Source organism: Pseudomonas sp. RIT-PI-AD (assembly GCF_025642785.1).
Taxonomy (GTDB): Bacteria; Pseudomonadota; Gammaproteobacteria; order Pseudomonadales; family Pseudomonadaceae; genus Pseudomonas_T.
Genome location: NZ_JANZKU010000007.1, coordinates 71,698 through 94,606, shown reverse-complemented (window position 1 = coordinate 94,606; position 22,909 = coordinate 71,698). Strand labels below are relative to the sequence as shown.

Annotated in this window: 23 protein-coding genes; 12 read left to right on the top strand and 11 right to left on the bottom strand. The window is 66.9% G+C overall.

The genetic code is table 11. The annotated features are described in order from the left end of the window. Positions 1 to 241: 241 nt before the first annotated feature. The 4 genes from metH to OGL92_RS08595 form a co-directional block, all read right to left on the bottom strand. Complete coding sequence (gene metH / locus OGL92_RS08610) at positions 242 to 3,952, bottom strand: methionine synthase (protein ID WP_263142754.1); 3,711 nt, start codon at positions 3,950 to 3,952, stop codon at positions 242 to 244. A 211-nt stretch (positions 3,953 to 4,163) separates the two neighbouring features. Further along, positions 4,164 to 5,336 (bottom strand): MFS transporter, encoded by a 1,173-nt coding sequence (locus OGL92_RS08605; RefSeq protein ID WP_263142992.1) that lies wholly within the window; start codon positions 5,334 to 5,336, stop codon positions 4,164 to 4,166. A 48-nt stretch (positions 5,337 to 5,384) separates the two neighbouring features. Beyond that, on the bottom strand, positions 5,385 to 5,615 hold the full coding sequence (locus OGL92_RS08600) for a DUF1272 domain-containing protein (protein ID WP_263142752.1): 231 nt from the start codon (positions 5,613 to 5,615) through the stop codon (positions 5,385 to 5,387). A 17-nt stretch (positions 5,616 to 5,632) separates the two neighbouring features. Next, entirely contained in the window at positions 5,633 to 6,625 is a 993-nt protein-coding gene (locus tag OGL92_RS08595) for a DJ-1/PfpI family protein (RefSeq protein WP_263142749.1), read from the bottom strand. 401 nt (positions 6,626 to 7,026) lie between these two features. On the opposite strand from OGL92_RS08595, the gene OGL92_RS08590 reads away from it, so the two are divergent. Next, the gene (locus tag OGL92_RS08590; protein ID WP_263142747.1) at positions 7,027 to 8,049 is read left to right on the top strand and encodes an acyltransferase; all 1,023 of its coding nucleotides are present in this window, start codon (positions 7,027 to 7,029) and stop codon (positions 8,047 to 8,049) included. 82 nt (positions 8,050 to 8,131) lie between these two features. Further along, entirely contained in the window at positions 8,132 to 8,713 is a 582-nt protein-coding gene (gene nfuA / locus OGL92_RS08585; RefSeq protein WP_263142746.1) for a Fe-S biogenesis protein NfuA, read from the top strand. A gap of 69 nt (positions 8,714 to 8,782) precedes the next feature. On the opposite strand, the gene queD is transcribed toward nfuA, so the two are convergent. Beyond that, complete coding sequence (queD, locus tag OGL92_RS08580) at positions 8,783 to 9,139, bottom strand: 6-carboxytetrahydropterin synthase QueD (protein WP_263142745.1); 357 nt, start codon at positions 9,137 to 9,139, stop codon at positions 8,783 to 8,785. A gap of 111 nt (positions 9,140 to 9,250) precedes the next feature. Next, positions 9,251 to 10,798: a nitric oxide reductase transcriptional regulator NorR gene (gene norR, locus OGL92_RS08575; RefSeq protein WP_263142743.1), complete on the bottom strand. Its 1,548-nt coding sequence runs from the start codon at positions 10,796 to 10,798 to the stop codon at positions 9,251 to 9,253. 158 nt (positions 10,799 to 10,956) lie between these two features. Between norR and hmpA the strand changes: the two genes are divergently transcribed. From hmpA to OGL92_RS08560, 3 genes are read left to right on the top strand one after another with little or no spacing between them, the layout of a single operon-like run. Then, positions 10,957 to 12,135: an NO-inducible flavohemoprotein gene (hmpA, locus tag OGL92_RS08570; protein WP_263142741.1), complete on the top strand. Its 1,179-nt coding sequence runs from the start codon at positions 10,957 to 10,959 to the stop codon at positions 12,133 to 12,135. 5 nt (positions 12,136 to 12,140) lie between these two features. Continuing rightward, positions 12,141 to 12,404 carry a transmembrane sensor/regulator PpyR gene (locus tag OGL92_RS08565; RefSeq protein WP_263142739.1) on the top strand — a complete coding sequence of 88 codons (264 nt, stop codon included), beginning with the start codon at positions 12,141 to 12,143 and terminating at the stop codon, positions 12,402 to 12,404. Positions 12,405 to 12,417: 13 nt separating this feature from the next. After that, positions 12,418 to 13,581 carry an NnrS family protein gene (locus tag OGL92_RS08560; RefSeq protein WP_263142985.1) on the top strand — a complete coding sequence of 388 codons (1,164 nt, stop codon included), beginning with the start codon at positions 12,418 to 12,420 and terminating at the stop codon, positions 13,579 to 13,581. 12 nt (positions 13,582 to 13,593) lie between these two features. On the opposite strand, the gene OGL92_RS08555 is transcribed toward OGL92_RS08560, so the two are convergent. Further along, positions 13,594 to 14,673 (bottom strand): patatin-like phospholipase family protein, encoded by a 1,080-nt coding sequence (locus OGL92_RS08555; protein ID WP_263142734.1) that lies wholly within the window; start codon positions 14,671 to 14,673, stop codon positions 13,594 to 13,596. Between the two features lie 256 nt (positions 14,674 to 14,929). On the opposite strand from OGL92_RS08555, the gene OGL92_RS08550 reads away from it, so the two are divergent. From OGL92_RS08550 to OGL92_RS08535, 4 genes are read left to right on the top strand one after another with little or no spacing between them, the layout of a single operon-like run. Next, a complete protein-coding gene (locus tag OGL92_RS08550; protein WP_263142731.1) occupies positions 14,930 to 15,238 on the top strand; it encodes a PepSY domain-containing protein in 309 nt (102 codons plus the stop codon). Further along, entirely contained in the window at positions 15,238 to 15,549 is a 312-nt protein-coding gene (locus tag OGL92_RS08545) for a PepSY domain-containing protein (RefSeq protein WP_263142730.1), read from the top strand. Before OGL92_RS08550 ends, OGL92_RS08545 begins: the two co-directional genes overlap by 1 nt. Continuing rightward, entirely contained in the window at positions 15,549 to 16,217 is a 669-nt protein-coding gene (locus tag OGL92_RS08540) for a response regulator transcription factor (protein ID WP_263142729.1), read from the top strand. Before OGL92_RS08545 ends, OGL92_RS08540 begins: the two co-directional genes overlap by 1 nt. Then, on the top strand, positions 16,214 to 17,548 hold the full coding sequence (locus tag OGL92_RS08535; RefSeq protein WP_263142728.1) for a sensor histidine kinase: 1,335 nt from the start codon (positions 16,214 to 16,216) through the stop codon (positions 17,546 to 17,548). Before OGL92_RS08540 ends, OGL92_RS08535 begins: the two co-directional genes overlap by 4 nt. 112 nt (positions 17,549 to 17,660) lie before the next feature. On the opposite strand, the gene OGL92_RS08530 is transcribed toward OGL92_RS08535, so the two are convergent. Together OGL92_RS08530 and OGL92_RS08525 are read right to left on the bottom strand one after the other, a co-directional pair. Continuing rightward, positions 17,661 to 17,924 carry a DUF4404 family protein gene (locus OGL92_RS08530; protein WP_263142727.1) on the bottom strand — a complete coding sequence of 88 codons (264 nt, stop codon included), beginning with the start codon at positions 17,922 to 17,924 and terminating at the stop codon, positions 17,661 to 17,663. 107 nt (positions 17,925 to 18,031) lie between these two features. Continuing rightward, on the bottom strand, positions 18,032 to 18,754 hold the full coding sequence (locus OGL92_RS08525; protein ID WP_263142725.1) for an HAD family phosphatase: 723 nt from the start codon (positions 18,752 to 18,754) through the stop codon (positions 18,032 to 18,034). A gap of 176 nt (positions 18,755 to 18,930) precedes the next feature. Here OGL92_RS08525 and OGL92_RS08520 point away from each other — a divergent pair, with 176 nt between their 5' ends. Beyond that, positions 18,931 to 19,632, top strand: a complete 702-nt coding sequence (locus OGL92_RS08520) for a VacJ family lipoprotein (protein ID WP_263142723.1) — start codon at positions 18,931 to 18,933, stop codon at positions 19,630 to 19,632. A 59-nt stretch (positions 19,633 to 19,691) separates the two neighbouring features. Here OGL92_RS08520 and OGL92_RS08515 read toward each other — a convergent pair whose 3' ends face one another. Beyond that, the gene (locus tag OGL92_RS08515; protein ID WP_263142722.1) at positions 19,692 to 19,991 is read right to left on the bottom strand and encodes a PilZ domain-containing protein; all 300 of its coding nucleotides are present in this window, start codon (positions 19,989 to 19,991) and stop codon (positions 19,692 to 19,694) included. Between the two features lie 217 nt (positions 19,992 to 20,208). Between OGL92_RS08515 and rssB the strand changes: the two genes are divergently transcribed. Both rssB and rssC read left to right on the top strand, forming a co-directional pair. After that, positions 20,209 to 21,393, top strand: a complete 1,185-nt coding sequence (gene rssB / locus OGL92_RS08510) for a two-component system response regulator RssB (protein ID WP_263142721.1) — start codon at positions 20,209 to 20,211, stop codon at positions 21,391 to 21,393. Beyond that, positions 21,390 to 21,872, top strand: a complete 483-nt coding sequence (rssC, locus tag OGL92_RS08505) for an anti-sigma factor antagonist RssC (protein WP_263142720.1) — start codon at positions 21,390 to 21,392, stop codon at positions 21,870 to 21,872. Before rssB ends, rssC begins: the two co-directional genes overlap by 4 nt. A gap of 77 nt (positions 21,873 to 21,949) precedes the next feature. Here rssC and tal read toward each other — a convergent pair whose 3' ends face one another. Then, positions 21,950 to 22,876, bottom strand: a complete 927-nt coding sequence (gene tal / locus OGL92_RS08500; protein ID WP_263142719.1) for a transaldolase — start codon at positions 22,874 to 22,876, stop codon at positions 21,950 to 21,952. Positions 22,877 to 22,909: the final 33 nt, after the last annotated feature.

The following is a 22,909-nucleotide window of genomic DNA, read 5'->3' as shown; positions in this document are numbered from 1 at the left end:
GCGAAGGTCGACGCGATGCCAGGGGCCTGGATCAAGGCCCCTGGCATCGCGTGCGGCGTTGTGTCGGCGTGGCTCAAGCGGTTAGCGCATTCCCGGGGCATGCGGCTCGCGCGGCTGCTGCATCGTCGGCCAGGCCCTCCGATCGGCGAAGCCGGCGTTCATCCAGTTCCCGCTTGCGGCGCCGGCTAAGCCAATGCCGAAAAGCACCCGTGGTGCCGATTCCGAGGCGCCCCGGTAAGCCTCAGTTGTCGTAGCCGAGGTTCGGTGCCAGCCAACGCTCGCTCACCGCCAGGTCCTGGCCTTTGCGTGCGGTGTAGCTGTCGACCTGGTCCTTGTCGATCTTGCCCACGGCGAAGTACTGCGCTTGGGGATGGGCGAAGTACCAGCCGCTGACGGCCGCGGCGGGGAACATCGCGTAGTGCTCGGTGAGGAACACGCCGCTGCGGCCGGCCTTGTCGAACTGGGCTTCGGGGTCGAGCAGGGCGAATAGGGTTTTTTTCTCGGTATGGTCGGGGCAGGCCGGGTAGCCGGGTGCCGGGCGGATGCCCTTGTAGGCTTCCTTGATCAGTTCGTCGTTGCTCAGGTGCTCGTCCGGTTCGTAGCCCCACCAGGTTTTGCGCACCTGTTGGTGCAGCCATTCGGCGCAGGCTTCGGCGAGGCGGTCGGCGAGGGCCTTGACCATGATCGAGTTGTAGTCGTCGCCCTTGTCCTGATAGGCCTTGGCGACCTCCTCGGCACCGATGCCGGCGGTGGTGATGAAGCCGCCGATGTAGTCCCGCACGCCACTGTCCTTCGGCGCGACGAAGTCGGCCAGGGACAGGTTGGGCTTGCCGTCCGGCTTGATGGTCTGCTGGCGCAGATGGTGCAGGGTGGCGATCCGCGCGCCATTCTCGCCGTAGACCTCCAGATCGTCGTCCTGTACCTGGTTGGCCGGCCAGAAGCCGAATATCGCGCGGGCCCGGATCAGCTTCTCGTCGATCAGTTTCTTCAGCATCGCCTGGGCGTCCTCGAACAGGGCGGTAGCCGCTTCGCCGACCACCTCGTCGGTGAGGATGCGCGGGTACTTGCCCGCCAGGTCCCAGGAAATGAAGAACGGCGTCCAGTCGATGTAGTCGGCGAGGGTCGCCAGGTCGATGTCGTCGAGCAGCTTGACGCCGGTGAAGGAGGGCACCGGGGGCTGGTAGCCGGCCCAGTCGAAGGCCGGTTTGTTGGCCACCGCGGCGGCGTAGCTCAGGCGTTCGGTGCGCGCGCTGCGCGCCGCGGTGCGCTCGCGGACCTCGACGTAGTCGGCGCGGGTGCGTTCGACGAAACCGCTTTTGAGTTCCTTGGACAGCAGTTGCGTGGCCACGCCGACGGCGCGCGACGCGTCGGTGACGTAGACCACCGCGTCGTTCTGGTACTTGGGTTCGATCTTCACCGCCGTGTGGGCCTTCGAGGTGGTGGCGCCGCCGATCATCAACGGCAGGCTGAAGCCCTGGCGCTGCATCTCGCGGGCGACGTGGACCATCTCGTCCAGCGATGGGGTGATCAGCCCGGACAGGCCGATGATGTCGCATTTCTCGGCGAGGGCGGTCTGCAGGATTTTCTCCGCCGGCACCATCACGCCCAGGTCGACGATGTCGTAGCCGTTGCAGCCGAGCACCACGCCGACGATGTTCTTGCCGATGTCGTGCACGTCGCCCTTGACCGTGGCCATCAGAATCTTGCCCTTGGCTTCCGGCTTATCGCCTTTTTCCGCTTCGATGAAGGGGATCAGGTGGGCCACCGCCTGTTTCATCACCCGCGCCGACTTGACCACCTGGGGGAGGAACATCTTTCCCGAGCCGAACAGGTCGCCCACGATGTTCATGCCACTCATCAGCGGCCCCTCGATGACCTCAATGGGCCGCGCGCAGCCCTGGCGGCACTCTTCCGTGTCCTCGACGATGAAGGCGGTGATGCCCTTGACCAGCGCGTGTTCCAGGCGCTTGTCCACCGGCAGCGAACGCCATTCCTCGGTTTCCGCTTCTTTGACGCTGCCGTCCCCCTTGAACTTGTCGGCGATGGCCAGCAGCGCGTCGGTGCCGTTGGGCGTGCGGTTGAGCACCACGTCTTCCACGGCGTCGCGCAGTTCGCGGGGAATCTCGTCGTAGATTTCCAGTTGGCCGGCATTGACGATGCCCATGGTCAGGCCGTTCTGGATCGCGTAGTAGAGGAACACCGAGTGGATCGCTTCGCGCACCGGGTTGTTGCCGCGGAACGAGAAGGACACGTTGGACACCCCGCCCGAGCTCAGCGCGTAGGGCAGGTGGTCGCGGATGTAGGCGCAGGCCTCGATGAAGTCCACCGCGTAGTTGTTGTGTTCCTCGATGCCGGTGGCGACGGCGAAGATGTTCGGGTCGAAGATGATGTCTTCCGGCGGGAAGCCGACTTCGTCGACCAGGATGTCGTAGCTGCGTTGGCAGATCTCGCGCTTGCGCGCGGCGGTGTCGGCCTGGCCGGCTTCGTCGAAGGCCATCACCACCACGGCGGCGCCGTAGCGCTTGCACAGCCGGGCGTGATGCTTGAAGGCCTCGACGCCTTCCTTCATGGAGATCGAGTTGACGATGCCCTTGCCCTGGATGCACTTGAGCCCGGCCTCGATCACCTCCCACTTGGAGGAGTCGATCATGATCGGCACCCGGGAGATGTCCGGCTCGCCGGCGATCAGGTTGAGGAAGGTGACCATCGCCGCCTTCGAGTCCAGCATGCCCTCGTCCATGTTGATGTCGATCACCTGGGCGCCGGCTTCCACCTGCTGCAGGGCGACTTCCAGGGCTTCGCTGTAGTTTTCCTCGCGAATCAGCCGGGCGAACTTGGCCGAGCCGGTGATGTTGGTGCGTTCGCCGACGTTCACGAACAGCGAGTCGCGATCGATGGTGAAGGGTTCCAGGCCGGACAGGCGACAGGCCTTGGGGATCTCCGGGATCGCCCGCGGCGGATACTTGGCCACGGCCTGGGCGATGGCCTCGATGTGCGCCGGAGTGGTGCCGCAGCAGCCGCCGACGATGTTGAGGAAACCGCTGGCGGCGAACTCCTCGACCACGCTGGCCATCTCCGCCGGGCTCTCGTCGTATTCGCCGAACGCGTTCGGCAGACCGGCATTGGGGTGGGCGGAAACCTGGGTCTCGGCCTTGGACGCCAGTTCGGCGAGGTAGGGCCGTAGCTCCTTGGCGCCGAGGGCGCAGTTCAACCCGACCGAGATCGGCCTGGCATGGCGCACCGAGTTCCAGAACGCCTCGGTGGTTTGCCCGGAGAGCGTGCGGCCGGAGGCGTCGGTGATGGTGCCGGAAATCATGATCGGCAGCTCGACGCGGAGTTCCTCGAACACGCCCTGCACGGCAAAGATCGCCGCCTTGGCGTTGAGCGTGTCGAAGATCGTCTCGATCAGGATCAGGTCGGCGCCGCCCTCGATCAGGCCCTTGGTGGCTTCGCTGTAGTTTTCCACCAGTTCGTCGAAGGTGACGTTGCGGTAGCCGGGGTTGTTCACGTCCGGGGACAGGGAGCAGGTGCGGCTGGTGGGGCCGAGCACGCCGGCGACGAAGCGCGGCCGCTTTGGGTTCTCGGCGGTCTTGGCGTCGGCCACCTGGCGGGCGAGCCGCGCGCCTTCGACGTTCAGTTCGTAGACCAGCTCTTCCATGCCGTAGTCGGCCTGGGATACGCGGGTGGCGTTGAAGGTGTTGGTTTCCAGGATGTCCGCGCCGGCGTCCAGGTAGGCCTTCTCGATGGCTTGGATCACGTCCGGACGCGACAGCAGCAGCAGATCGTTGTTGCCCTTGACGTCGCTCGGCCAGTCGGCGAAGCGCGGGCCGCGGTAATCGGCCTCTTCCAGCTTGTAGCTCTGGATCATGGTGCCCATGCCGCCGTCGAGGATCAGGATGCGCTCGCGGAGAGCCTGCTGGAGAGCCTGGAGACGAGCGCTGCGGTCGGACATGGAAGCGTTACCTGGGGCGGGGCGAACGGAGGCGCGATGATAGCAAACGTGGCCTCGGACGGCCGACCCGGCGTTTTGTATGAATTTGGCTCATGTTGAGGCGGCCGTGAGGGGCGCGCCGAGCGCTCGGCAGCAAGGCGGTCAAGAGGTATCCGCTAGCCGAGCACGTCGCGGCAGAAAGCTGAGCGCCACCCCGGCGAGGCGCCCTTAGTCAGGGCGCGGCTTCGGTCACCCGGCGGCGGGCCGGCAGTAGCAGAATCCAGGCCAGCAGGATCAGCGGCGGAATGGCCAGGTTGACCGCGCTCCAGCCGTACCCGCTGATCAGCGCTCCAGAGGCGAAGGACGCGCAGGCGGCTACCGTGCCGTTGCCCAATTCCATGAGGCCCTGGGCATGGCCGCGCTCTTCGCTGCCATGCCCGCTGCCGAGCAAGGTGGTGCCGGCCACCAGCATCAGGTTCCAGCCCAGGCCAAGCAGGAATGAGCTGATCAGGAAATGCCCGGCGCCCACCCCGCTCAGGGCGATGGCCGCGCTGGCCAGCAGGATGGCGCCGCCCAGCAGGGCGGTGCGTCGGCTACCCAGGCGGTCCACCAGCGGCCCGGCGACGAAGGCGGGGAGGAACATCCCGAGCATGTGCCAGCGCATCACGTTGGCGCTGATCTCCAGCGACAGGCCGCAGCCGTGCATCGCCAGCGGCGTGGCATTCATCACCAGGATCATCAGCCCGTGCCCGACCGCGGTGGTGGCGACGGCCGCGCGGATCGGCGCGCGCTTCAAGAGTCCGCCCAGGGTGCGCCAGCCGCCGCTGGAGGGCCGCGGCGCGGCACCTTCGCGCAGGTGCCGCAACAGCAGCACCGCCAGGCCGGCGAGCACGGCGATGGCCAGGTAGGCCCCGACGAAGGGCAGCGGCAGGGCGTTCTTCGCCCACAGCGCGAGGCTCGGGGCGAACAGCGCGGCACAGACGCCGCCGCCCACCACGCAGGCGGTGGCGCGGCCCTTGTAGCGCTCGTCCACGGCTTCCAGGGCGGCGAACCGGTAGTACATCGCCGACGCCTGGTAGGCGCCGATGGGCAAGGCGCCCAGGCAGAAGGTCAGAAAGTCCCCGCAGCCGACGCCGACGGCGCACAGCAGCCCGCCCAGCACGCCTCCGCTGGCACCCAGGCGCAGCCCGGCACGCCGGCCGTGGCGCTGCATGAACAGCGAGAGGGGCTGCACCGCCAGCAGGTTGCCCAGCACCAGCAAGGCCAGGGGCAGCGTCGCCAGGCCGTTCAGCGGGGACAGCTGCAGGCCGACCAGGCCGGTGAGGGTCACACCGATCATCGAGCAGCTCCAGTACAGGGCCTGGGCGACGAACAGCAGGCGAATCGACGCATTGCTCATTAACAGCATGGCGGTTTCCTCGTGGGTGGGAGCGGCGGTGGCGTGGCGGCGCGGTCAGGCGAGGGGGCGATGGACCCGCAGGGTGGAGGCGGGGTGACGCGCCAGCGCCTCCGGCGGGCGGATCGGTCGCCTCACCAGGTCACCGGCGCAATTGGGGCAACGCCGGTGCAGGCGCTCCGCGCATGCGCGACAGAAGGTGCACTCGAAGGAGCAGATCAGCGCATCGGCGCTGTCGGCGGGCAGGTCACGGTCGCAGCTTTCGCAACCGGGGCGCAGGATCAGCATGGCGCATACCTCGTGGCTCAGGCGAAGCGTTCGGCGTAGTCCTGCGGACTCACCGCCAGGTGTTTGTGGAAGGTCCGCCGCAGGTTCTCCGGATGGCGGAAGCCGGTCAGGCGCGCCACCGTGGCGATGGACGCGCCGTGGCCTTGCAACAGCATCCGCGCGGCGTCCAGGCGCAGGCGTTCGACGTAGCGGCCCGGCCCCAGCCCCAGTTCCTGGACGAACAGCCGCGACAGGCTGCGCGGGGACAGGTGGGCACGTTCCGCCAGGGCGTCCAGGGACAGGTCGGCGGAGAGGTTCTGCGCCATCCACTCCAGCAGGCCGAGCAGGCGCGGCGTGCGTTGCGGCTCGGGAATCAGCAGCGCGCTGAACTGGGTTTGCCCGCCCGGGCGGCGCAGGAACATCACCAGGCGACGCGCCACCGCCAGGGCCAAGGGGCGGCCGAGGTCGTCCTCCACCAGGGCCAGCGCCAGGTCGATACCGGCGGTGACCCCGGCGGAGGTGAACACGTGGCCGTCTCCCTCGCGCCCGCTCGGGTCATAGGTGTGCAGGCGGTCGCCGTCGACCAGGACCCGGTCATGCCGGCGCAGCGCCTCGACGTCCGCCCAGTGGGTGGTGGCGCGACGACCGTCGAGCAGGCCGGCGGCCGCCAGGATCAGCGCGCCGGAACACACCGAGCCGAGCCGGCGCACCTTCGGCTCGGCGTTGCGCAGCCAGCTCAACAGCGCCGCATTCGCGCATTGCGCGGCCTCCCCCTGGCCGCCCGGAACCAGCAGGGTATCCAGCGCGGCGGGGTCGACCTCGGGCCAGGCCCGATCCGCCACCAACTGGAAGCCGGCCGAGGTGGGCACCGGACCCGCCCGTTCGCCGAGGACTTCGATCCGGTACGCGGGCGCCTGTCCCAGGCGACGGCATTCGACGTTCGCCGAGGCGAACACCTGCAACGGACCGCTCACGTCCAGGCTCATGACGTGGGGGTAGGTCAGGCAGGCAACGGATTTCAGGGCATCCATGGAAATCTTCTCGGGCAGGCATGGGAAGGAGTGTGGGCGCCCCGGCGCCTGGCCACAACGACAGTCATCCCACAGATATGGTCATTCCGGGAGATCACAGCGGAGGCTGCCGATCCCGATCGGCTGCGGGGCGGTTGGGCGGATGTCCAGTCGGGAACGGCGTCGATAGGCGCCGGGCACGCCGGTTTCCAGCGTCGATGCGGGCCTTCGTCGGGATGTGCCGGACAGACCCTCGCCCGGCCCATGCGCCTTTCACGCGACCTTTCGGGTATTCCCGCGGTCGGACACTGAGACGACAGTTTCTTTACGGTGATCGGACGGAGTCGCGGTTCGTCGCGCTACGCCGGTCATACCCGGTCAATCGGGTGCCGCCAAGGTGCCCTGCGAGAGGACTTCGCAGTATGTTGATTTCGTTACAGGCGCTCAGGGCCTTGGCCGCCTGGCTCGTGGTTTGTCACCATGTCATGCAGATTTTCTTCGACTTCAAGGCGGAAAGCGCCCTCGGGCGTTTCTTCATCGAGAAGGGCGCCATCGGCGTCGATATCTTCTTCATCATCAGCGGTTTCGTCATCTACCTCTCCACCCAGGGCAAGGACATCCAGGCCGGGCGCTTCATGCTGAACCGCTTCATGCGCATCGTCCCCGCCTATTGGCTGTACAGCGTGCTGGTGGCATTGATCATCCTCTACGCCCATCCGGTCATGCCCTCGCAGCGCTTCGACCTGCACCATTTCCTTCTTTCGCTGGTCTTCGTACCGGCGGAAAACCCGGGCGGTTTCGGCCTGTATCCGACCCTGAGCGTGGGCTGGACGCTGAACTACGAAATGTTCTTCTACCTGCTGTTCGCCCTCTCCCTGGTGGCGCCGCAGCGCTATCGGCCACTGGCCATCGCCGGCGCCCTGGCGTTGGTGAGCACGGTGCTGGCGAGCCAGCCCTGGCTGAGCGATTTCTATCGCAACAGCATCGTCTATGAATTCCTCTTCGGCGTGTGCATCGGCGTGTGCTACCGCAGGGGCTGGATCGGGCAGGGGGGCTGGGCGCCGGTCGTCCTGCTGCTGGTCGCGTTGATGGCGATCTACCAGCTCGACAGTTCGATGCGCCTGCTCAACTGGGGCGTACCCAGCGCCCTCGTGGTGATTGCCTGCATCGCCCTGGAGCCCTGGTTCCGCAGCGTTCGCCCGCTGAAAATGCTCGGCGATTGCTCCTATTCGGTTTACCTGGTGCACGTGATCGTACTGTCCGTTGGTTGGTACCTGCAGCAGCGCTTCTCCCTCTCCGCGGAGTGGGTCATCGTCGGCTGCATGCCGGTGATTCTGCTGGCGTCCTGGGCGAGCTACGAAGTGATCGAGAAGCGCACGTTCCGCTACGCGAAACGCTGGCTGGCCGCCGAGCCGCGCGGCGTACCGCGCCCCCAGCTTTCCTGAGTAAAAGACTGGGACTTTGTCGATATAGGGCGATTGACGTAGACTGTCCGCCAGTTTGCGAGCCTGTTGCGAGGAGTTTGCCATGAGTGCCATCACTATCACCGACGCCGCCCAGAGCTATCTGGCCGACCTGCTGGCCAAGCAGAACACCTCCGGCATCGGCATCCGCGTGTTCATCACCCAGCCGGGCACCCAGTACGCCGAAACCTGCATCGCCTACTGCAAGCCGGGCGAGGAAAAACCCGAGGACACGCCCCTGGCGCTGGCCCAGTTCACCGCCTGGATCGATGGGCTCAGCGAGCCTTTCCTGGAAGACGCGGTGGTCGACTACGCCACCGATCGCATGGGCGGCCAACTGACCATCAAGGCGCCGAACGCCAAGGTGCCGATGGTCAACGAAGACAGCCCGATTAGCGAGCGCATCAACTACTACCTGCAGACCGAAATCAATCCCGGCCTGGCCAGCCACGGCGGCCAGGTGAGCCTGGTGGACATCGACGAGGACGTGGCGATCCTGCGCTTCGGCGGCGGTTGCCAGGGCTGCGGCCAGGCCGACGTGACCCTCAAGGAAGGCATCGAGCGCACCTTGCTGGAGCGCATCCCGCAATTGAAGGGGGTGCGTGACGTCACCGATCACACCAACAAGGAAAACGCCTACTACTGAACGGCGGACTTGCAGTCGACGCCATGAAAAAGGCCACCTTCGGGTGGCCTTTTCACGTTCCGGCGACGCTCAGTCGCCGCGGTATTCGCAGCCGCTGGTGCAGGTCTCGTGGATCCGCACCTTGCACAGTTCCGGCAGGAGGGGCTTGAGCTCGCGCCAGATCCACTGGGCCAGCACCTCGCTGGTGGGGTTCTCCAGGCCGGGAATCTCGTTGAGGTAGTTGTGGTCGAGCCGTTCGTAGAGCGGCTTGAAGATCGCCTTGATCTCGGAAAAGTCGCGTACCCAGCCGGTATGGGCGTCGACCGGTCCTTCGATGTGCAGGCCGACCCGGAACGAATGCCCGTGCAGGCGCCCGCACTTGTGTCCGGCGGGAACATGGGGAAGCCGGTGGGCGGCCTCGAAAATGAATTCTTTGAACAGTTCCACGGCAGCGATGCTCGTCAGATGAGGCCCGGCGGGGCGGGGTGGCGACCATTTGTGGCGGCCAGGGTGCAGGCGCGCAGTGTACCAGCTCCCGCCCGACGTTCGACGGCGCGGCTACCTGAGGCCCAGGCGCCGCGCCAGCCGGTGCAGGTTGGCGCGGTCCAGGCCGAGTTCGCGGGCGGCGGCGGCGCCGTTGCCGGCATGGCGTTGCAGGCAGGCTTCGATCAATTGGCGCTGGTAGGCATCCACCGCGCTTTTCAGATCGCCCCGCGGGACTGGCGCGGAGGGCGAGGCGACCGGCTCGCGGACCGGGCTGGCCAGGGGCAGGTCCAGGTGCTCCGGTTGCAGGCTGAGGATGCGCGGGCGCTCCCGGCTGCTTGCCAGGGCCTTGAGCGCGGCGCGGCCGATCAGGTGCTCCAGCTCCCGCACGTTGCCCGGCCAGCCGTAAGCCAGCAGCGCGGCCTGTGCCTCCGGGCCCAGGCGCAGGCTGCGCAGGCCCAGACGGTGCCGGTTCTCTTCGAGGAAGTAGCCGGCCAGCAGGAGCACGTCGCGACCGCGTTCGCGCAACGGCGGCACGCGCAACGGGTAGACGCTGAGGCGGTGGTAGAGGTCGGCGCGAAAACGCCCCTGGCGCACTTCTTCCGCCAGGTCGCGGTTGGTCGCGGCCAGTACGCGGACATCGACGTGGTGTTCGCGGTCCGCACCGACCCGCTGCAACTGGCCGCTTTGCAGGACCCGCAGCAGCTTGGCCTGGGCCGCCAGCGGCAGCTCGCCGACTTCGTCTAGGAACAGCGTGCCGCCGTCGGCCAGCTCGAACTTGCCCCGGCGCTCGGCGTGGGCGCCGGAGAAGGCGCCGCGCACATGGCCGAACAGTTCGCTTTCCACCAGGGTATCCGGCAGCGCCGCGCAGTTGAGGCTGATCAGCGCTGCCGAGGCTCGCGATGACGCGGCGTGCAGGGCCTGGGCCACCAATTCCTTGCCGACCCCGGTCTCGCCCTGGATCAGCACGCCCAGCTCGCTCGCGCCCACCAGCGCGACTTCCTCCAGCAGGCGCCTGTGCGCCGCGCTCTGGCCGATCATTTCCCGTTCGCGCTGGCCGGCCGCCGCCTGGCGATAGGTCTCCGCACGCTGCCGCTCATCCTCGATCCGCCGCGCCAGCCCGTTGAAGCGTTCGCCGGCCTTGACCGTGGCCGCGGCCAGGCTGGCGAAGGTTTCCAGGTTATCCAGGTCCACCTGGCCGAAGCGCGAGGGCTCCAGGGCATCCAGTGTCAGCAGGCCCCAGGGGCGTTCGTCGAGGTACAGCGGGCAACCCAGGCAGTCGTGCACTTCCAGATGGCCGCCATGGCCCTCGACCAGCCCGTCGTAGGGGTCGGGCAACGGGCAGTCGGCGGCGAAGCGGGTGGCGCCGGGCCGTTCCAGCAGCGCGGCGAGGCGCGGGTGTTCGTCCACCCGGAAGCGCCGGCCGAGGGTGTCGGCACTCAGGCCATCCACCGCCAGCGGCGTCAGGTGCTGCCCCTCGAGCTTCAACAGAGCCACCGCGTCGCAGGGCATCAGCTCGCGCAACGCCAGCAACAGACGTCGGTGACGCTCGGGTTCGGAGAGATCCCGGGCCAGATCGTCCACAAGTGGCAGCAGCGCTTGAAGCAGGGGATTCGTGGTCATTTTGACTCAATGTTGTCGATATGACTTTTAAGAAAAGTAGTCATAAAAACACTATTAAACATAAGTTATTGAAAATAAAAGAATAAATAGATGGCACGAAAACTGGACTCCGAATGATGAGGCAAACCCTATCACAAGACATTGCCCGGAGACCTTGCATGCTCGATCCCTCGCAACGCGCGTTGATAAAAGCCACGGTGCCGCTGCTCGAAAGCGCCGGTGAAGCCCTGACCACCCACTTTTATCGCATCATGTTCGCCGAGTACCCGCAGGTGCGCCCGCTGTTCAACCAGGCCCATCAGGCCAGCGGCGAGCAGCCCCGCGCCCTCGCCGAAGGAGTGCTGGCCTATGCGCGGCACATCGACCGCCTGGATGCCCTGGGCCCGTTGGTGGCGCGCATCGTCAACAAGCATGTGGCCTTGCAGATCCAACCCGCGCACTACCCCATCGTCGGCACCTGCCTGTTGCAGGCGATTCGCGAGGTGTTGGGAGCCGATGTCACCACCGATGCGGTGATCGACGCCTGGGCCGTCGCCTACCGGCAATTGGCCGACCTGCTGATCGCCAGCGAAGACGAACTCTATGCCGCCAGCGCGGCGGCGCTCGGCGGCTGGCGAGGTGCCCGGCGATTCCTGCTGGCGCGCAAGGTCGTCGAAAGCGAGGAAATCACTTCGTTCTATTGGCGTCCCGAGGATGGCGGACCGGTCGCCGCGTTCATCCCCGGCCAGTACGTCGGCTTGCGGCTGCAGGTAGAGGGTGAGGAAATGCGCCGAACCTACTCCTTGTCGGCGCTCGGCGACGGCACCACCTACCGCATCAGCGTCAAGCGCGAGCCCGGCGGCAAGGTCTCGAACGCCCTCCACGAGCGCTTCGTCGAGGGCGATGGCATCGATCTGTTCCCGCCCGCGGGCGAGTTCGTGCTGCGCCCCGGCAGCCATCCTTTGGCCCTGATCAGCGCCGGCGTCGGCATCACTCCGGCGCTGGCCATGTTAGAAGCCGCCCTGCCCAGCGGGCGCGCGGTGCATTTCATCCACTGTGCCCGGCATGGCGGCGTGCACGCGTTCCGCGGCTGGCTGGATGGGGTGGCCGCGGCCCACCCGCAACTGCGCCGCTTCTACTGCTACAGCGAGCCGCGGGACGGCGACCAGGCCGATGCGCAGGGCCTGCTGACCCGCGAACGCCTCGCCGCCTGGCTCCCGGACCTGCGGCGAGTGGAGGCGTATTTCCTCGGGCCACGTCCGTTCATGGCCCAGGTCAAACGCCACTTGCGTGACCTGGGGGTGGCGGACGACCGCTGCCACTACGAATTTTTCGGGCCCGCCACCGCCCTGGAGTGAAGCGAATGACCCTCGTCGAACGCCTGCAATGCCCGCGTCATGCCCTGCATGTCGCCAATCGGCTGCTCCTGACCGGTTGCGCACTGACCCTCGCCGGGCTGACGCTGGCCTACGGGCTGGATTCCATCCTTGCCCTGCCGATCCTGGTGGCGGCCCACGCCCTCACCGTCATCGGACCGGGTCTGCTGAAGATCGGCTATGTCATGCGCCTGCTGGCCCAGGGTCGCCTGCAAGGCTTCGAAGGGGAGGTGTGCTGTGTGGTCGCCTGACGCTGGACGGGCGCTGCAGCCCGCACCGCTCTGGCGCCTGGGCTTCCGGCCGTTCTTTCTCGCCGGGGCGGCGTTCGCCGCGTTGGCGGTACTCGGCTGGCTGCTGGCCTTGCGCGGCTGGCTCGGCGACTGGCAGCCGGTGGGCGGTTGGCTGACCTGGCATCGCCATGAAATGCCGTTCGGCTTCGGCATGGCGATCATCGCCGGCTTCCTGCTTACCGCGGTACAGAACTGGACCGGCCAGCCCGGTTTGCGCGGGAGGCCGCTGATGGCGCTCGCCGCGCTCTGGCTGGCGGCGCGCCTGGCCTGGGCGCTGGGCGCGCCATTGGCGCTGGTGCTGCCCCTGGAGTGCGCCTTCTTGCCGGCGCTGGCCTGGGCACTGGGACGCAGCCTGTGGAAGGCGCGGCAGCGCAACAATTATCCGGTGCTGGCCCTGGTCATGCTCCTGGCCGCCTGCGACGGGTTGTTCCTCGCCGGCCTGGTATGCGAGGACCCGGGCTGGCAGCGGCGGTCCGCCTTCGCCGCGCTCTGGCTGGTGGCGGCATTGATGAGCCTGATCGGCGGTCGGGTGGTGCCGTTCTTCACCCAGCGCGGCCTGGGGGAACAGGCACCGAGCCCTTCCTGGCCCTGGCTGGAGCGGTCGATACTGGCACTGTCCCTGGGCGCCGCGCTGACCCAGGTCTTCGCCTTCGGCCTGCGTCCCCAGGCCGGCCTGGCGCTGCTCTATGGCGCCCTCGGCGTGGCGCAAGCGCTACGCCTGCTGCGTTGGTACCGGCCGGGCATCTGGCGCGTGCCGCTGTTGTGGTCGCTGCACCTGGCGTTCTTCTGGCTGGTGCTGGCGGCGTTCGGCGCGGCGCTGTGGCATGCCGGCCTGATCGTCGACGGCAGCCTGCCGCTGCACGCGCTGAGCGTCGGCGGCATGGGCGGGCTGATCCTGGCGATGCTGGCGCGGGTCAGCCTCGGCCACACCGGCCGGCCGCTGCGACCCCATCCGGCGATGGCCTGGGCGTTCGCCGCGCTGAACCTCGCCGCGTTGGCGCGGGTGTTCCTGTTGCCGTTCTGGCCGCAACCGGCCTTGTGGCTGGCGGGTACCCTGTGGATGCTGGGCTTCGCCTTGTTCGTGCGGCATTACGGGCGCTTGTTGTGTACGCCGAGGGCGGATGGCCAGCCAGGCTGAGCGCCCGGCGGATCAGAGCGGCAGCAGGCGTTCGCCGAGCCGGCCGCGCTCGGCCAGTTCGAGGAAGGCGTCGCCCAGCCGCTGGCTCTCGGCCATGGCCTGGCGCCAATAGGCCTCGCGACCCTGGTCGTCGCCCAGGTAGCGCTTGAAATCCTTGCGATCGGGCAGCTTGCCGTGGGGTAGGCGCGCCAGGTATTCCCGCGACGGCGCCAGGAGCAGCACGTCCTGCAGCCTGTCGGCATCGCCGCGGCGCCAGGGCAGGCCCTTGTCGAACCAGCCGGGGATCACCTTGTCGGTGAAGTGCGGGTAGAGCACCACGCCGTCGCCCTGGTAGGGCAGGTCGAGGTGATAGTCCAGCAGGCCGCCGTCGCGGTAAGTGCCGGGGCCGACGCCCGGAATGTCGCGGATGGCCTCCATGATCATCGGGATCGAGCCCGAGGCCAGCAGGGCCTGGCGCAGGTTGCCGGTGTCCAGCGCATGGAAGTGCGAGCGGAAGTCCTCCAGGGCGGCGAGCGGCGGCGGCAGGCGCGTGTCGTGGAGGATGATCCGCTCGAAATGCCGGCCGAGCCGGTCGCGGCCCAGCAGGTTGTTGCCGATCACCGAGGACAGCCCCAGGCCGAGCGCGCCGCGATGATCGCCGGCGAGCAGGCCGCCGCTCCTGACCACCATGACGTTCAGGCGGTAGTGGGGATTGGCCAGCAAGGCGGCATCCTGGCCTTCGAGCAGGTCGTCCAGCAGGCGCACGCAACTGCGCGACACCTCGGCCATGCTCACGCCCTTGCGGAAGCGTTGCCCGGTGTACAGCTCGCCGAGCCGGCGAATGCCCGCGGCGGGGTCGGGCAGGCAGGCGGCGGCGAACCGCCAGGAGCCGATCGAGGCGCCGATCAGTGTGCGCTCGCGGGGCGCGCGTGGCAGCCAGTCGGCGAACAGCGCCAGGTCCAGGCCCTGGATGCCCAGCCCCTTGGGGCCGCCGGCAGCGCCGGGCAGGATGCCCACGTCCGCGGGTTGCAGGCCGTGCTCGCGGATGCGCTGCAAGGCGCGCCGGCCGGCGCGCAGGGTGAGGGCGGGAAAGGCGGTGTGGATGGCGCTCATGCGCGGCCTCCTTCGAGCGGGGCCGCGATTATAAGCGCCTGGCGGGCCGATGATGCCCGCTTCAGCCGCTGAATGACGGGGTATCGGCCCGCCGAACCGCTGGCATGGGGCATTCAGGTTGAGTTAAGTCGGGCTGGTTATCGTGGCAACCCTGGGTCCCGCAACGGACGTGACGGACGAGACGATGCGCGACACCGCATCGGTCCCGAACCCCGTGTATTCGGACCTGGCGAACAGACCTTTCCAGGAGATAAGCATGAAAAAACTCAGCGCATCCCTTACCCTCGCAGCCCTTGTCAGCGTCGCCGGCCTGGCCCAGGCCCGTGACCTCGGTCCGGACGAAGCCCTGAAACTGCGCGACGCGGGTACCATCCAATCCTTCGAGAAACTCAACGCCCTGGCCATCGCCAAGCATCCGGGCGCCAGCGTGAACGAAACCGAACTGGAGGAGGAATATGGCCGCTACATCTACCAGGTGGAACTGCGCGACCCGCAGAACCTGCAATGGGACCTGGAGCTGGATGCCGCCAGCGGGCAGATCCTCAAGGACCACCAGGATGACTGATGCCTAGCCGCGGCCGTCGTCGCGCCCTGGCCGCGTTGCTCGTCGGCGCCTGCGTCTGCCAGGCCGGCGCCCGCGACCTGAACCAGGATGACGCCCTGAAGCTGCGCGAGTCCGGGGTGATCGTCCCCCTCGACCGCATCCTGCAACTGGCCCTGGCCCGTTACCCGGGCGCCATCCTGTTGGAAGCGGAGTTGGAGGAGGAGGACGAGGTCTATGTGTATGAAGTGGAATTGCTCACCCCCACGGGGGTGGTGCGCGAATTGGAACTGGACGCCCACGACGGGCGGATCCTGAAGGACGAGGAAGACTGATGCGGTTGTTGCTGGTGGAGGATCACGTGCCGCTGGCCGACGAGTTGCTCGCCGGCCTGGGCCGCCAGGGGTACGCGGTCGACTGGTTGGCGGACGGACGCGATGCCGCTCACCAGGGCCTCCACGAGCCCTACGATCTGATCGTGCTCGACCTGGGGTTGCCAGGCCGCCCGGGGTTGGATGTGCTGCGTGAATGGCGCGCGGCCGGCCTGGCCACGCCGGTGCTGGTGCTGACTGCGCGCGACGCCTGGGCGGAACGCATCGAAGGGCTCAAGGCGGGTGCGGACGATTACCTGACCAAACCCTTCCACCCCGAGGAACTGGCCCTGCGGATTCAAGCGCTGCTGCGTCGTGCCCATGGCCTGGCCAACCGTAGCCAGCTGGAGGCCGCCGGGCTGCGCCTGGACGAGACCCGCCAATGCGTGCGGCTCGCGGGTGAGGACATCGAGCTGACCGCGGCGGAATTCGCCCTGCTGCGCTATTTCATGCTGCATCCGGGCCAGATTCTCTCCAAGACCCGCCTGGCGGAGCATCTGTACGACGGTGAGACCGAGCGCGACTCGAACGTGCTGGAGGTCCACGTCAACCGCTTGCGCGGCAAGCTGGGACGCGAAGTGATCGAGACCCGCCGCGGCCAGGGCTATCGCCTTTCCGGCGTGCCCGCTTGAGGTCGATCCAGCGTCGGCTCAGCCTGGGGCTGATCGGCGTCCTGATGGCGGTCGGGCTGGCGCTCGCCCAGGGAAGCCTGTGGTTGCTCGACAGCGCCTTGCGCAGCTATCTGCAAAACGACTTGCGGGACCGCAGCCAGGGTCTGTTGATCGCCCTGGTGAAAGGGCCGCAAGGATTCCAGCTCGACGAGGCGCGCCTCGATCCTGCCTACCGCCGACCGTTTTCCGGGCGTTATTTTCAAATCGACTTCGCCGGCGAGCGCTGGCGTTCCCGTTCCCTCTGGGATCTGGACCTGCACCCTCCGGAGGCGGTGGGCTTGCAGGAGGCGCTGAGTCCCGGGCCCCACGGCCAACGGCTCCTGGTATACCGCGCCGACTACCGGCGCTTCGGCCAGGACCTGAGCATCAACGTCGCCCAGGACTACACCCCGGTGCTGCAGCGTTTCCGCCATGTCCAGTGGCTGGGCCTGGGCCTCGGCGCACTGGCCCTGCTGGTGCTGCTGGTGGCCCAGCGCTATACCGTGCATCGCGCGCTGAAGCCCCTGGAGCGGGCCCGGCGACAGATCGCCCAATTGCAGGAGGGCCGGCGTTCGCAACTGGATACGGAGGTGCCGATCGAGCTGGAACCCCTGGTCGCGCAGATCAACCACCTGCTCGGGCACACCGAGGACAGCCTGCGGCGCTCACGGCACGCCCTGGGCAACCTCGGCCACGCCCTCAAGACCCCGCTGGCGGTGCTGCTCAGCCTAGCCGGTCGCGACGAGTTGCGGGCCCACCCGCACCTGCGCGATACCCTGCTGGAGCATGTGCGCCAGATAGAACAACGGCTCGGCCGCGAGCTGGGCCGCGCACGCCTCGCCGGGGAAGCCTTGCCGGGGGCTCACTTCGTCTGCGACGAAGAACTGCCCCCGCTGTTCGCCACCCTGGCGATGATCCACGACCGCGGGCTGCGTCTGGAGTGGCAGGCGCCCGGCGGCTTGCGCCTGCCTTGGGATCGGGAAGACTTGCTCGAGCTGCTCGGTAACCTGCTGGACAACGCCTGCAAATGGGCGAAATCCCAGGTTCGCCTGGGCCTGGAGGAGGGCCCCGAGGGCTATCGGCTATGGGTCGACGACGATGGTCCGGGCGTGGAGGCGGCTCGGCGCGACGAGGTGCTCGATCGCGGGGCGCGGCTCGACGAACAGGTCAGCGGGCATGGCCTGGGGCTGGGCATCGTGCGGGATATCCTCGACGCCTGGCAGGGTCGCTTGCGCCTGCTCGACAGCCCGTTGGGCGGCTTGCGGGTGGAGGTCTGGCTGCCGGCCCGCGTCCCGCCGGAGCGCCAGGGATGATACCCGGTGCTGAGGGAGCGGAGCCTTTCGCCGATGAGGGCGCGGAGAGCGCTTCGCAGCGGATGCCGGCGCGACCTGCCTGGCGGGCGCCGCGAAGTCGCCGACGTGCGGCCTAGACGCCCATGCTCACCAGGCTTTGCATGATGTTGCGCAGGGTGACGGCCAGGGTGGGGTGCTCCACTTCGAAGCGTTCGACGGCGAGGTTCACGCCATCCACCACATTGTTATCCGGGCTGGCCGCTTCGTTCTGCAGTTGCAGTTCGATCCGTTGGGCCAGCTCTTCGAGGTGGCTGCGGTCTTCGGGGCTCATGGTCGAACCCTGCTGCAATTGTTCACGCAGTTGGAGCAGTTGTTCCTGTAGTTGGCGCGCTGGCATGGCGATTCCCTCGTGTGATTGGCTCAGCAGTGGACCGCCCGCCCTTGGCAAAAGGTCCCCTCGCGAGGGTACTGCATGAACGATGGGCTGTCTCCGCCGGGTCCGGCTCAGGGCTTTTCGCCGCGGGCGCGGCGGTTGGCGAGGTCGGTCAGGCAGGGGCCCAGCTCGGCCAGGTGGTCGATGACCGAGTGGGCGCCACAGCGGTAGAGCGCCAGGGTCGCCTGGGCGCGCACCCGGTCCCGCTCCGGGGTGTCCATGGCGTGCCAGGCGACCGGCGACAGGCCGCACAAGGGCCCGCTGGCGGCCAGGCCCACGGTCCATAGGCCCGCGTTCAGGCCGGAGCGCAGCAGCCGGGGGTCGCCACTCACCAGCAGACAGCCCTCCAGGCTGTCGACGCCCAGCCCGATCAGCGCATGCAGGCAGGCGTCCGGCGTCGGCCAGGGGCGCAGCGCCGGCCGCTCGCAGCGCACCGTGTCCGGCAGACGGCTCGACAGCGCGGCGCTCGCCGGCTCGGGCAACTCGTCCAGCCACGTCCAGGGCGTGCGCGAGCGCTGCAGCTGCGCAAGGGCGTCGAGCGCGCCGGGTGTCGGGTCGCCGTAGCGCGCCGCCAATTCCGTGAGGGTGCGTTCGAAGGCCTGGCGTTCCTCGTCGGCCGCGTTGCGGCCCAGGCACTGGTGCAAGGCCTCCGCAGGCGGGGCGGCCGAGGAGGGTGCCTTACCGGTGCATTCCAGCAGGGCTCGCGGCAGCATGCGCGCGCCGAAATCCACCAGGCAGCCGGAGAGGCCGAAAAGTACGGCGCGAAAGGGTGGAGCGGAGCAGGCGTGGGGCATGGGGCGTCATCCGAGCGGTTGCTGCCAGGCTAGCCTCGCTGCGTGACGTTTGGATTAAGGATTCATGGCGCGCGCTCGACTTTCCGCGTCGCTGAACAAAGTGCCGCCGCGCGCTTTATACTGTGCGCTTTTCGGGTGATCAGACGCGCCCGGGGACATTTCCGAGGAGAGTCGCAATGCGTAAGAGGATCGCCCACTGGAGCGGCCGGGTCGGCCGATTGGCGTTGTATGCCTGCCTGAGCAGCCTGCCGGCGCTGGCCCAGGCCGCCGACGAGGATCCGTGGGAAGGTGTCAACCGCGCGATCTTCCGCTTCAACGACACCCTGGACACCTACGCGCTGAAGCCGGTCGCCAAGGGCTACCAGGCGATCACCCCGCAATTCCTCGAAGACGGCATCCACAATGTGTTCGGCAACGTTGGCGACGTCGGCAACCTCGCCAACAACCTGCTACAGGCCAAGTTCCATGACGCGGGCGTGGACAGCAGCCGCCTGATCTTCAACAGCACCTTCGGGTTGCTGGGCTTCTTCGACGTGGCGACCCACATGGGCCTGCGCAAGAGCGACGAAGACTTCGGCCAGACCCTGGGCTACTGGGGGCTGGGCAGCGGACCCTACCTGGTGTTGCCGCTGCTTGGGCCCAGCACCGTGCGGGACGCCGGTGGGCTGATCCCGGAAAGCTTCTTCGGGCCTTACCCCTATATGGACCATGTCCCGACGCGCAACCTGACCCGCGGCGTCGAGGCCGTCGATACCCGTGCGAGCCTGCTGTCCGCGGAGAAGATGATCACCGGCGACAAGTACGTCTTCCTGCGCAACGCTTATCTGCAGAACCGCGAGTACCGGGTCAAGGATGGCCAGGTGGAAGACGATTTCTGAGCCGAAGGGCTATGAAAAAGGCGGCCTCGGGGCCGCCTTTCTATTTTCTGCCGGCGTGATCAGCTCACGGTCACGAAGGCGAGTCCCACCGAATAGCGTCCGTCTCCCAGGTCGCTCACCCGGACCACCTCCGCATCGGCGTCCAGGCCTTGCAGTTCGCTGTGCTCCGACGGGATGTGCACGCGCACCTTCTCACCCACGGCGAGGACCGCTTCGACCTCCAGTTGCATGCCGGTACTGGACAGGTTGAGGCTCTTCGCGGGCGTCTCCTGTCCGGCATGGAAAAGAGTCACGGCTGCTTCGACTTGCATGCGAATGAAATCCCGCTTTTCGCTGTAAGATCGATCATTCTGGCTCATGGCGACGCTGTCCTCTTTATTTTGGTGGCACTCCAATGCGTTCTTATAACCCCCGCCGATTTCAGGTGTAAAGGCGCGCTACGACGATCGGCGCATGCTTGAATCGCCTGGCGGATGGGAGTACCGTCTGCGCCGTGAAGCGAACCCCGTATACACGCTCCGGTCTTGGGCCGACGCTTACGTCAACCAGTCACCCGGCGTCGTTCCTGGATACCCCATGCACAGTCCCAGTGCCACGCTGCTGATTATCGATGACGACGAGGTGGTGCGCGCGAGTCTCGCGGCCTACCTGGAAGACAGTGGTTTTCATGTCCTGCAAGCCAGTAACGGCCTGCAAGGCCTGCAAGTATTCGAGCGTGAACATCCGGACCTGGTGGTGTGCGACCTGCGCATGCCGCAGGTCGACGGACTCGAACTGATCCGCCGGATCGGCGAGATGGAGTCCGAAACGCCGGTCATCGTGGTCTCCGGTGCCGGGGTGATGAGCGACGCGGTCGAGGCCCTACGCCTGGGCGCGGCCGACTACCTGATCAAGCCTCTGGAAGACCTGGTGGTGCTCGAGCACTCGGTGCGCCGCGCCCTGGATCGTTCCAACCTGCGCACGGAAAACCGTCGTTACCGGGAAAAGCTGGAAACCGCCAACCGCGAGTTACAGGCCAGCCTGCATCTGTTGCAGGAGGACCAGAACGCCGGGCGCCAGGTGCAGATGAACATGCTGCCGGTGACGCCCTGGAAGGTCGATGGGTTGAAGTTCGCCCACCAGATCATTCCCTCCTTGTATCTGTCCGGCGACTTCGTCGATTACTTCCGTGTCGACGAACGTCGCGTCGCCTTTTACCTGGCCGACGTTTCCGGCCACGGCGCATCCTCGGCATTCGTCACCGTACTGCTCAAGTTCATGACCACGCGGTTGCTCTACGAGTCGCGCCGCAACGGGACGTTGCCGGAATTCAAGCCCTCGGAAGTGCTCGGCCACATCAACCGCGGCCTGATCAATTGCAAGCTGGGAAAGCACGTCACCATGCTCGGCGGGGTGATCGACGAGAGCGCCAATACGCTCACCTACAGCATCGGCGGCCACCTGCCGTTGCCGATCCTGTTCGCCGAGGGCGAGGCCCGTTATCTCGAAGGGCGCGGCCTGCCGGTTGGCCTGTTCAATGAGGCGAGCTACGACGACCATGTGCTGGACATGCCGACGGCTTTCAGCCTGACGCTATTGTCCGATGGCATTTTGGACCTTTTGCCGGGCGACACCCTCAAAGAGAAAGAAGCCTTGCTGCCGAAACTGGTCAGCTCGGCGGAAGGTAGCCTGGACGGGCTGCGTCAGGTCTTTGGATTGGCCAAGCTGGGTGAGATGCCGGATGATATTGCCTTGCTGGTTTTAAGCAGGAACCTTGCATGAGTACTGGGAAAATCCAGTTCGCTGAACAGGACGGCACCTTCGTTCTCAAGTTTGTCGGTGAAATACGTCTGACCTTGTGTTCGGCCCTGGACTCGACAATCGAGAAAATCTTCACTGCGCTCAATTTCTCGGCGATCGTCATCGATTTGACCGAAACCCGCAGTATCGATAGCACCACGCTCGGCCTGTTGGCCAAGTTGTCCATCCTGTCGCGGCAGAAAGTGGGCTTGCTGCCCACGGTGGTCACCACCCACCCCGACATCACCCGCCTGTTGCAGTCCATGGGCTTCGACCAGGTCTTCAACATCGTCGGCCAGCCGCTGCCGTGCACCGATTGTTTGGAAGACTTGCCGCCCCAGGATCAGTCCGAAGACGTGGTGCGCAACAAGGTGTTGGAGGCCCATCGCATCCTGATGGGGCTCAACGAATCCAATCGCGAAGCCTTCCACGACCTGGTGAGCGCCCTCGAGCGCCACTGAACCCTCGTATTGCTCCCATCCTTGGGTGGCGGAATCCGCCAGGCGGCCGGCGACTGCGTTCGCCGGCCGTTTCGTGGTCAGCGTTTCGCTGCCAGTAGCGCTTCGAGCTTTTCCTGATCCCGGGCGAATTGGCGAATGCCTTCCGCCAGTTTTTCCGTGGCCATGGCGTCTTCGTTGCAGGCCCAACGGAATGCCGCTTCGTCCAGGCTCTGCCGGGGTTCCGGCTCGCCGCCCGCGTTGAGCACGCGCGGCAGGGCGCCCTTGTCCTGGGCGAGGCGTTGCAGCAGGTCGGGGCTGATGGTCAGGCGGTCGCAGCCGGCCAGTTGCTCGATTTGGCCGAGGTTGCGGAAGCTCGCGCCCATCACCACGGTGTTGTAGTCGTTGGCCTTGTAGTAGCGGTAGATACGCGTCACCGACTGCACGCCGGGGTCTTCGGCGCCCTGGTAGTCCCTGCCTTCGGCCTTCTTGTACCAGTCGTAGATCCGACCGACGAAGGGCGAGATGAGGAAGATGCCGGCGTCGGCGCAGGCGGCCGCCTGGGCAAAGGTGAACAACAGGGTCAGGTTGGTCTGGATACCGGCGCGTTCCAGACGCTCCGCGGCGCGGATGCCCTCCCAGGTTGCGGCGATCTTGATCAGGACCCGTTGCTTGTCGATCCCGGCGCGTTGATAGAGGTCGATCAGGCGCTCGGCGCGCTTCAGCGTGGCTTCCGTATCGAACGAAAGACGCGCATCCACCTCGGTCGAGATGCGGCCGGGAATCACCTTGAGAATCTCCTGGCCCACCGCCACGGCGAAACGGTCGCAGGCCATGCCGAGGTCGTCCTTGCAGCCTTCCATGGCACTGTCCAGCAGCGCCGAATAGCGGGGCAGGGCGGCGGCCTTGAGCAACAGGGAAGGGTTGGTGGTGGCGTCCACCGGTTTCAGTTCGGTGATGGCATCGAGGTCGCCGGTGTCGGCCACCACGGTGGTGAATTGCTTGAGTTGTTCCAGCTTGGAAGTCATGGCGTGCTCTGTCCTGTGCGATTGAGCGACCTT

Coding starts and splice junctions, on each gene's coding strand:
- metH (WP_263142754.1), bottom strand. CDS start 3,952: ATGTCCGACCGCAGCGCTCGTCTCCAGGCTCTCCAGCAGGCTCTCCGC.
- OGL92_RS08600 (WP_263142752.1), bottom strand. CDS start 5,615: ATGCTGATCCTGCGCCCCGGTTGCGAAAGCTGCGACCGTGACCTGCCC.
- OGL92_RS08595 (WP_263142749.1), bottom strand. CDS start 6,625: ATGGATGCCCTGAAATCCGTTGCCTGCCTGACCTACCCCCACGTCATG.
- OGL92_RS08590 (WP_263142747.1), top strand. CDS start 7,027: ATGTTGATTTCGTTACAGGCGCTCAGGGCCTTGGCCGCCTGGCTCGTG.
- nfuA (WP_263142746.1), top strand. CDS start 8,132: ATGAGTGCCATCACTATCACCGACGCCGCCCAGAGCTATCTGGCCGAC.
- norR (WP_263142743.1), bottom strand. CDS start 10,798: ATGACCACGAATCCCCTGCTTCAAGCGCTGCTGCCACTTGTGGACGAT.
- hmpA (WP_263142741.1), top strand. CDS start 10,957: ATGCTCGATCCCTCGCAACGCGCGTTGATAAAAGCCACGGTGCCGCTG.
- OGL92_RS08565 (WP_263142739.1), top strand. CDS start 12,141: ATGACCCTCGTCGAACGCCTGCAATGCCCGCGTCATGCCCTGCATGTC.
- OGL92_RS08555 (WP_263142734.1), bottom strand. CDS start 14,673: ATGAGCGCCATCCACACCGCCTTTCCCGCCCTCACCCTGCGCGCCGGC.
- OGL92_RS08550 (WP_263142731.1), top strand. CDS start 14,930: ATGAAAAAACTCAGCGCATCCCTTACCCTCGCAGCCCTTGTCAGCGTC.
- OGL92_RS08545 (WP_263142730.1), top strand. CDS start 15,238: ATGCCTAGCCGCGGCCGTCGTCGCGCCCTGGCCGCGTTGCTCGTCGGC.
- OGL92_RS08540 (WP_263142729.1), top strand. CDS start 15,549: ATGCGGTTGTTGCTGGTGGAGGATCACGTGCCGCTGGCCGACGAGTTG.
- OGL92_RS08530 (WP_263142727.1), bottom strand. CDS start 17,924: ATGCCAGCGCGCCAACTACAGGAACAACTGCTCCAACTGCGTGAACAA.
- OGL92_RS08525 (WP_263142725.1), bottom strand. CDS start 18,754: ATGCCCCACGCCTGCTCCGCTCCACCCTTTCGCGCCGTACTTTTCGGC.
- OGL92_RS08520 (WP_263142723.1), top strand. CDS start 18,931: ATGCGTAAGAGGATCGCCCACTGGAGCGGCCGGGTCGGCCGATTGGCG.
- OGL92_RS08515 (WP_263142722.1), bottom strand. CDS start 19,991: ATGAGCCAGAATGATCGATCTTACAGCGAAAAGCGGGATTTCATTCGC.
- rssB (WP_263142721.1), top strand. CDS start 20,209: ATGCACAGTCCCAGTGCCACGCTGCTGATTATCGATGACGACGAGGTG.
- rssC (WP_263142720.1), top strand. CDS start 21,390: ATGAGTACTGGGAAAATCCAGTTCGCTGAACAGGACGGCACCTTCGTT.
- tal (WP_263142719.1), bottom strand. CDS start 22,876: ATGACTTCCAAGCTGGAACAACTCAAGCAATTCACCACCGTGGTGGCC.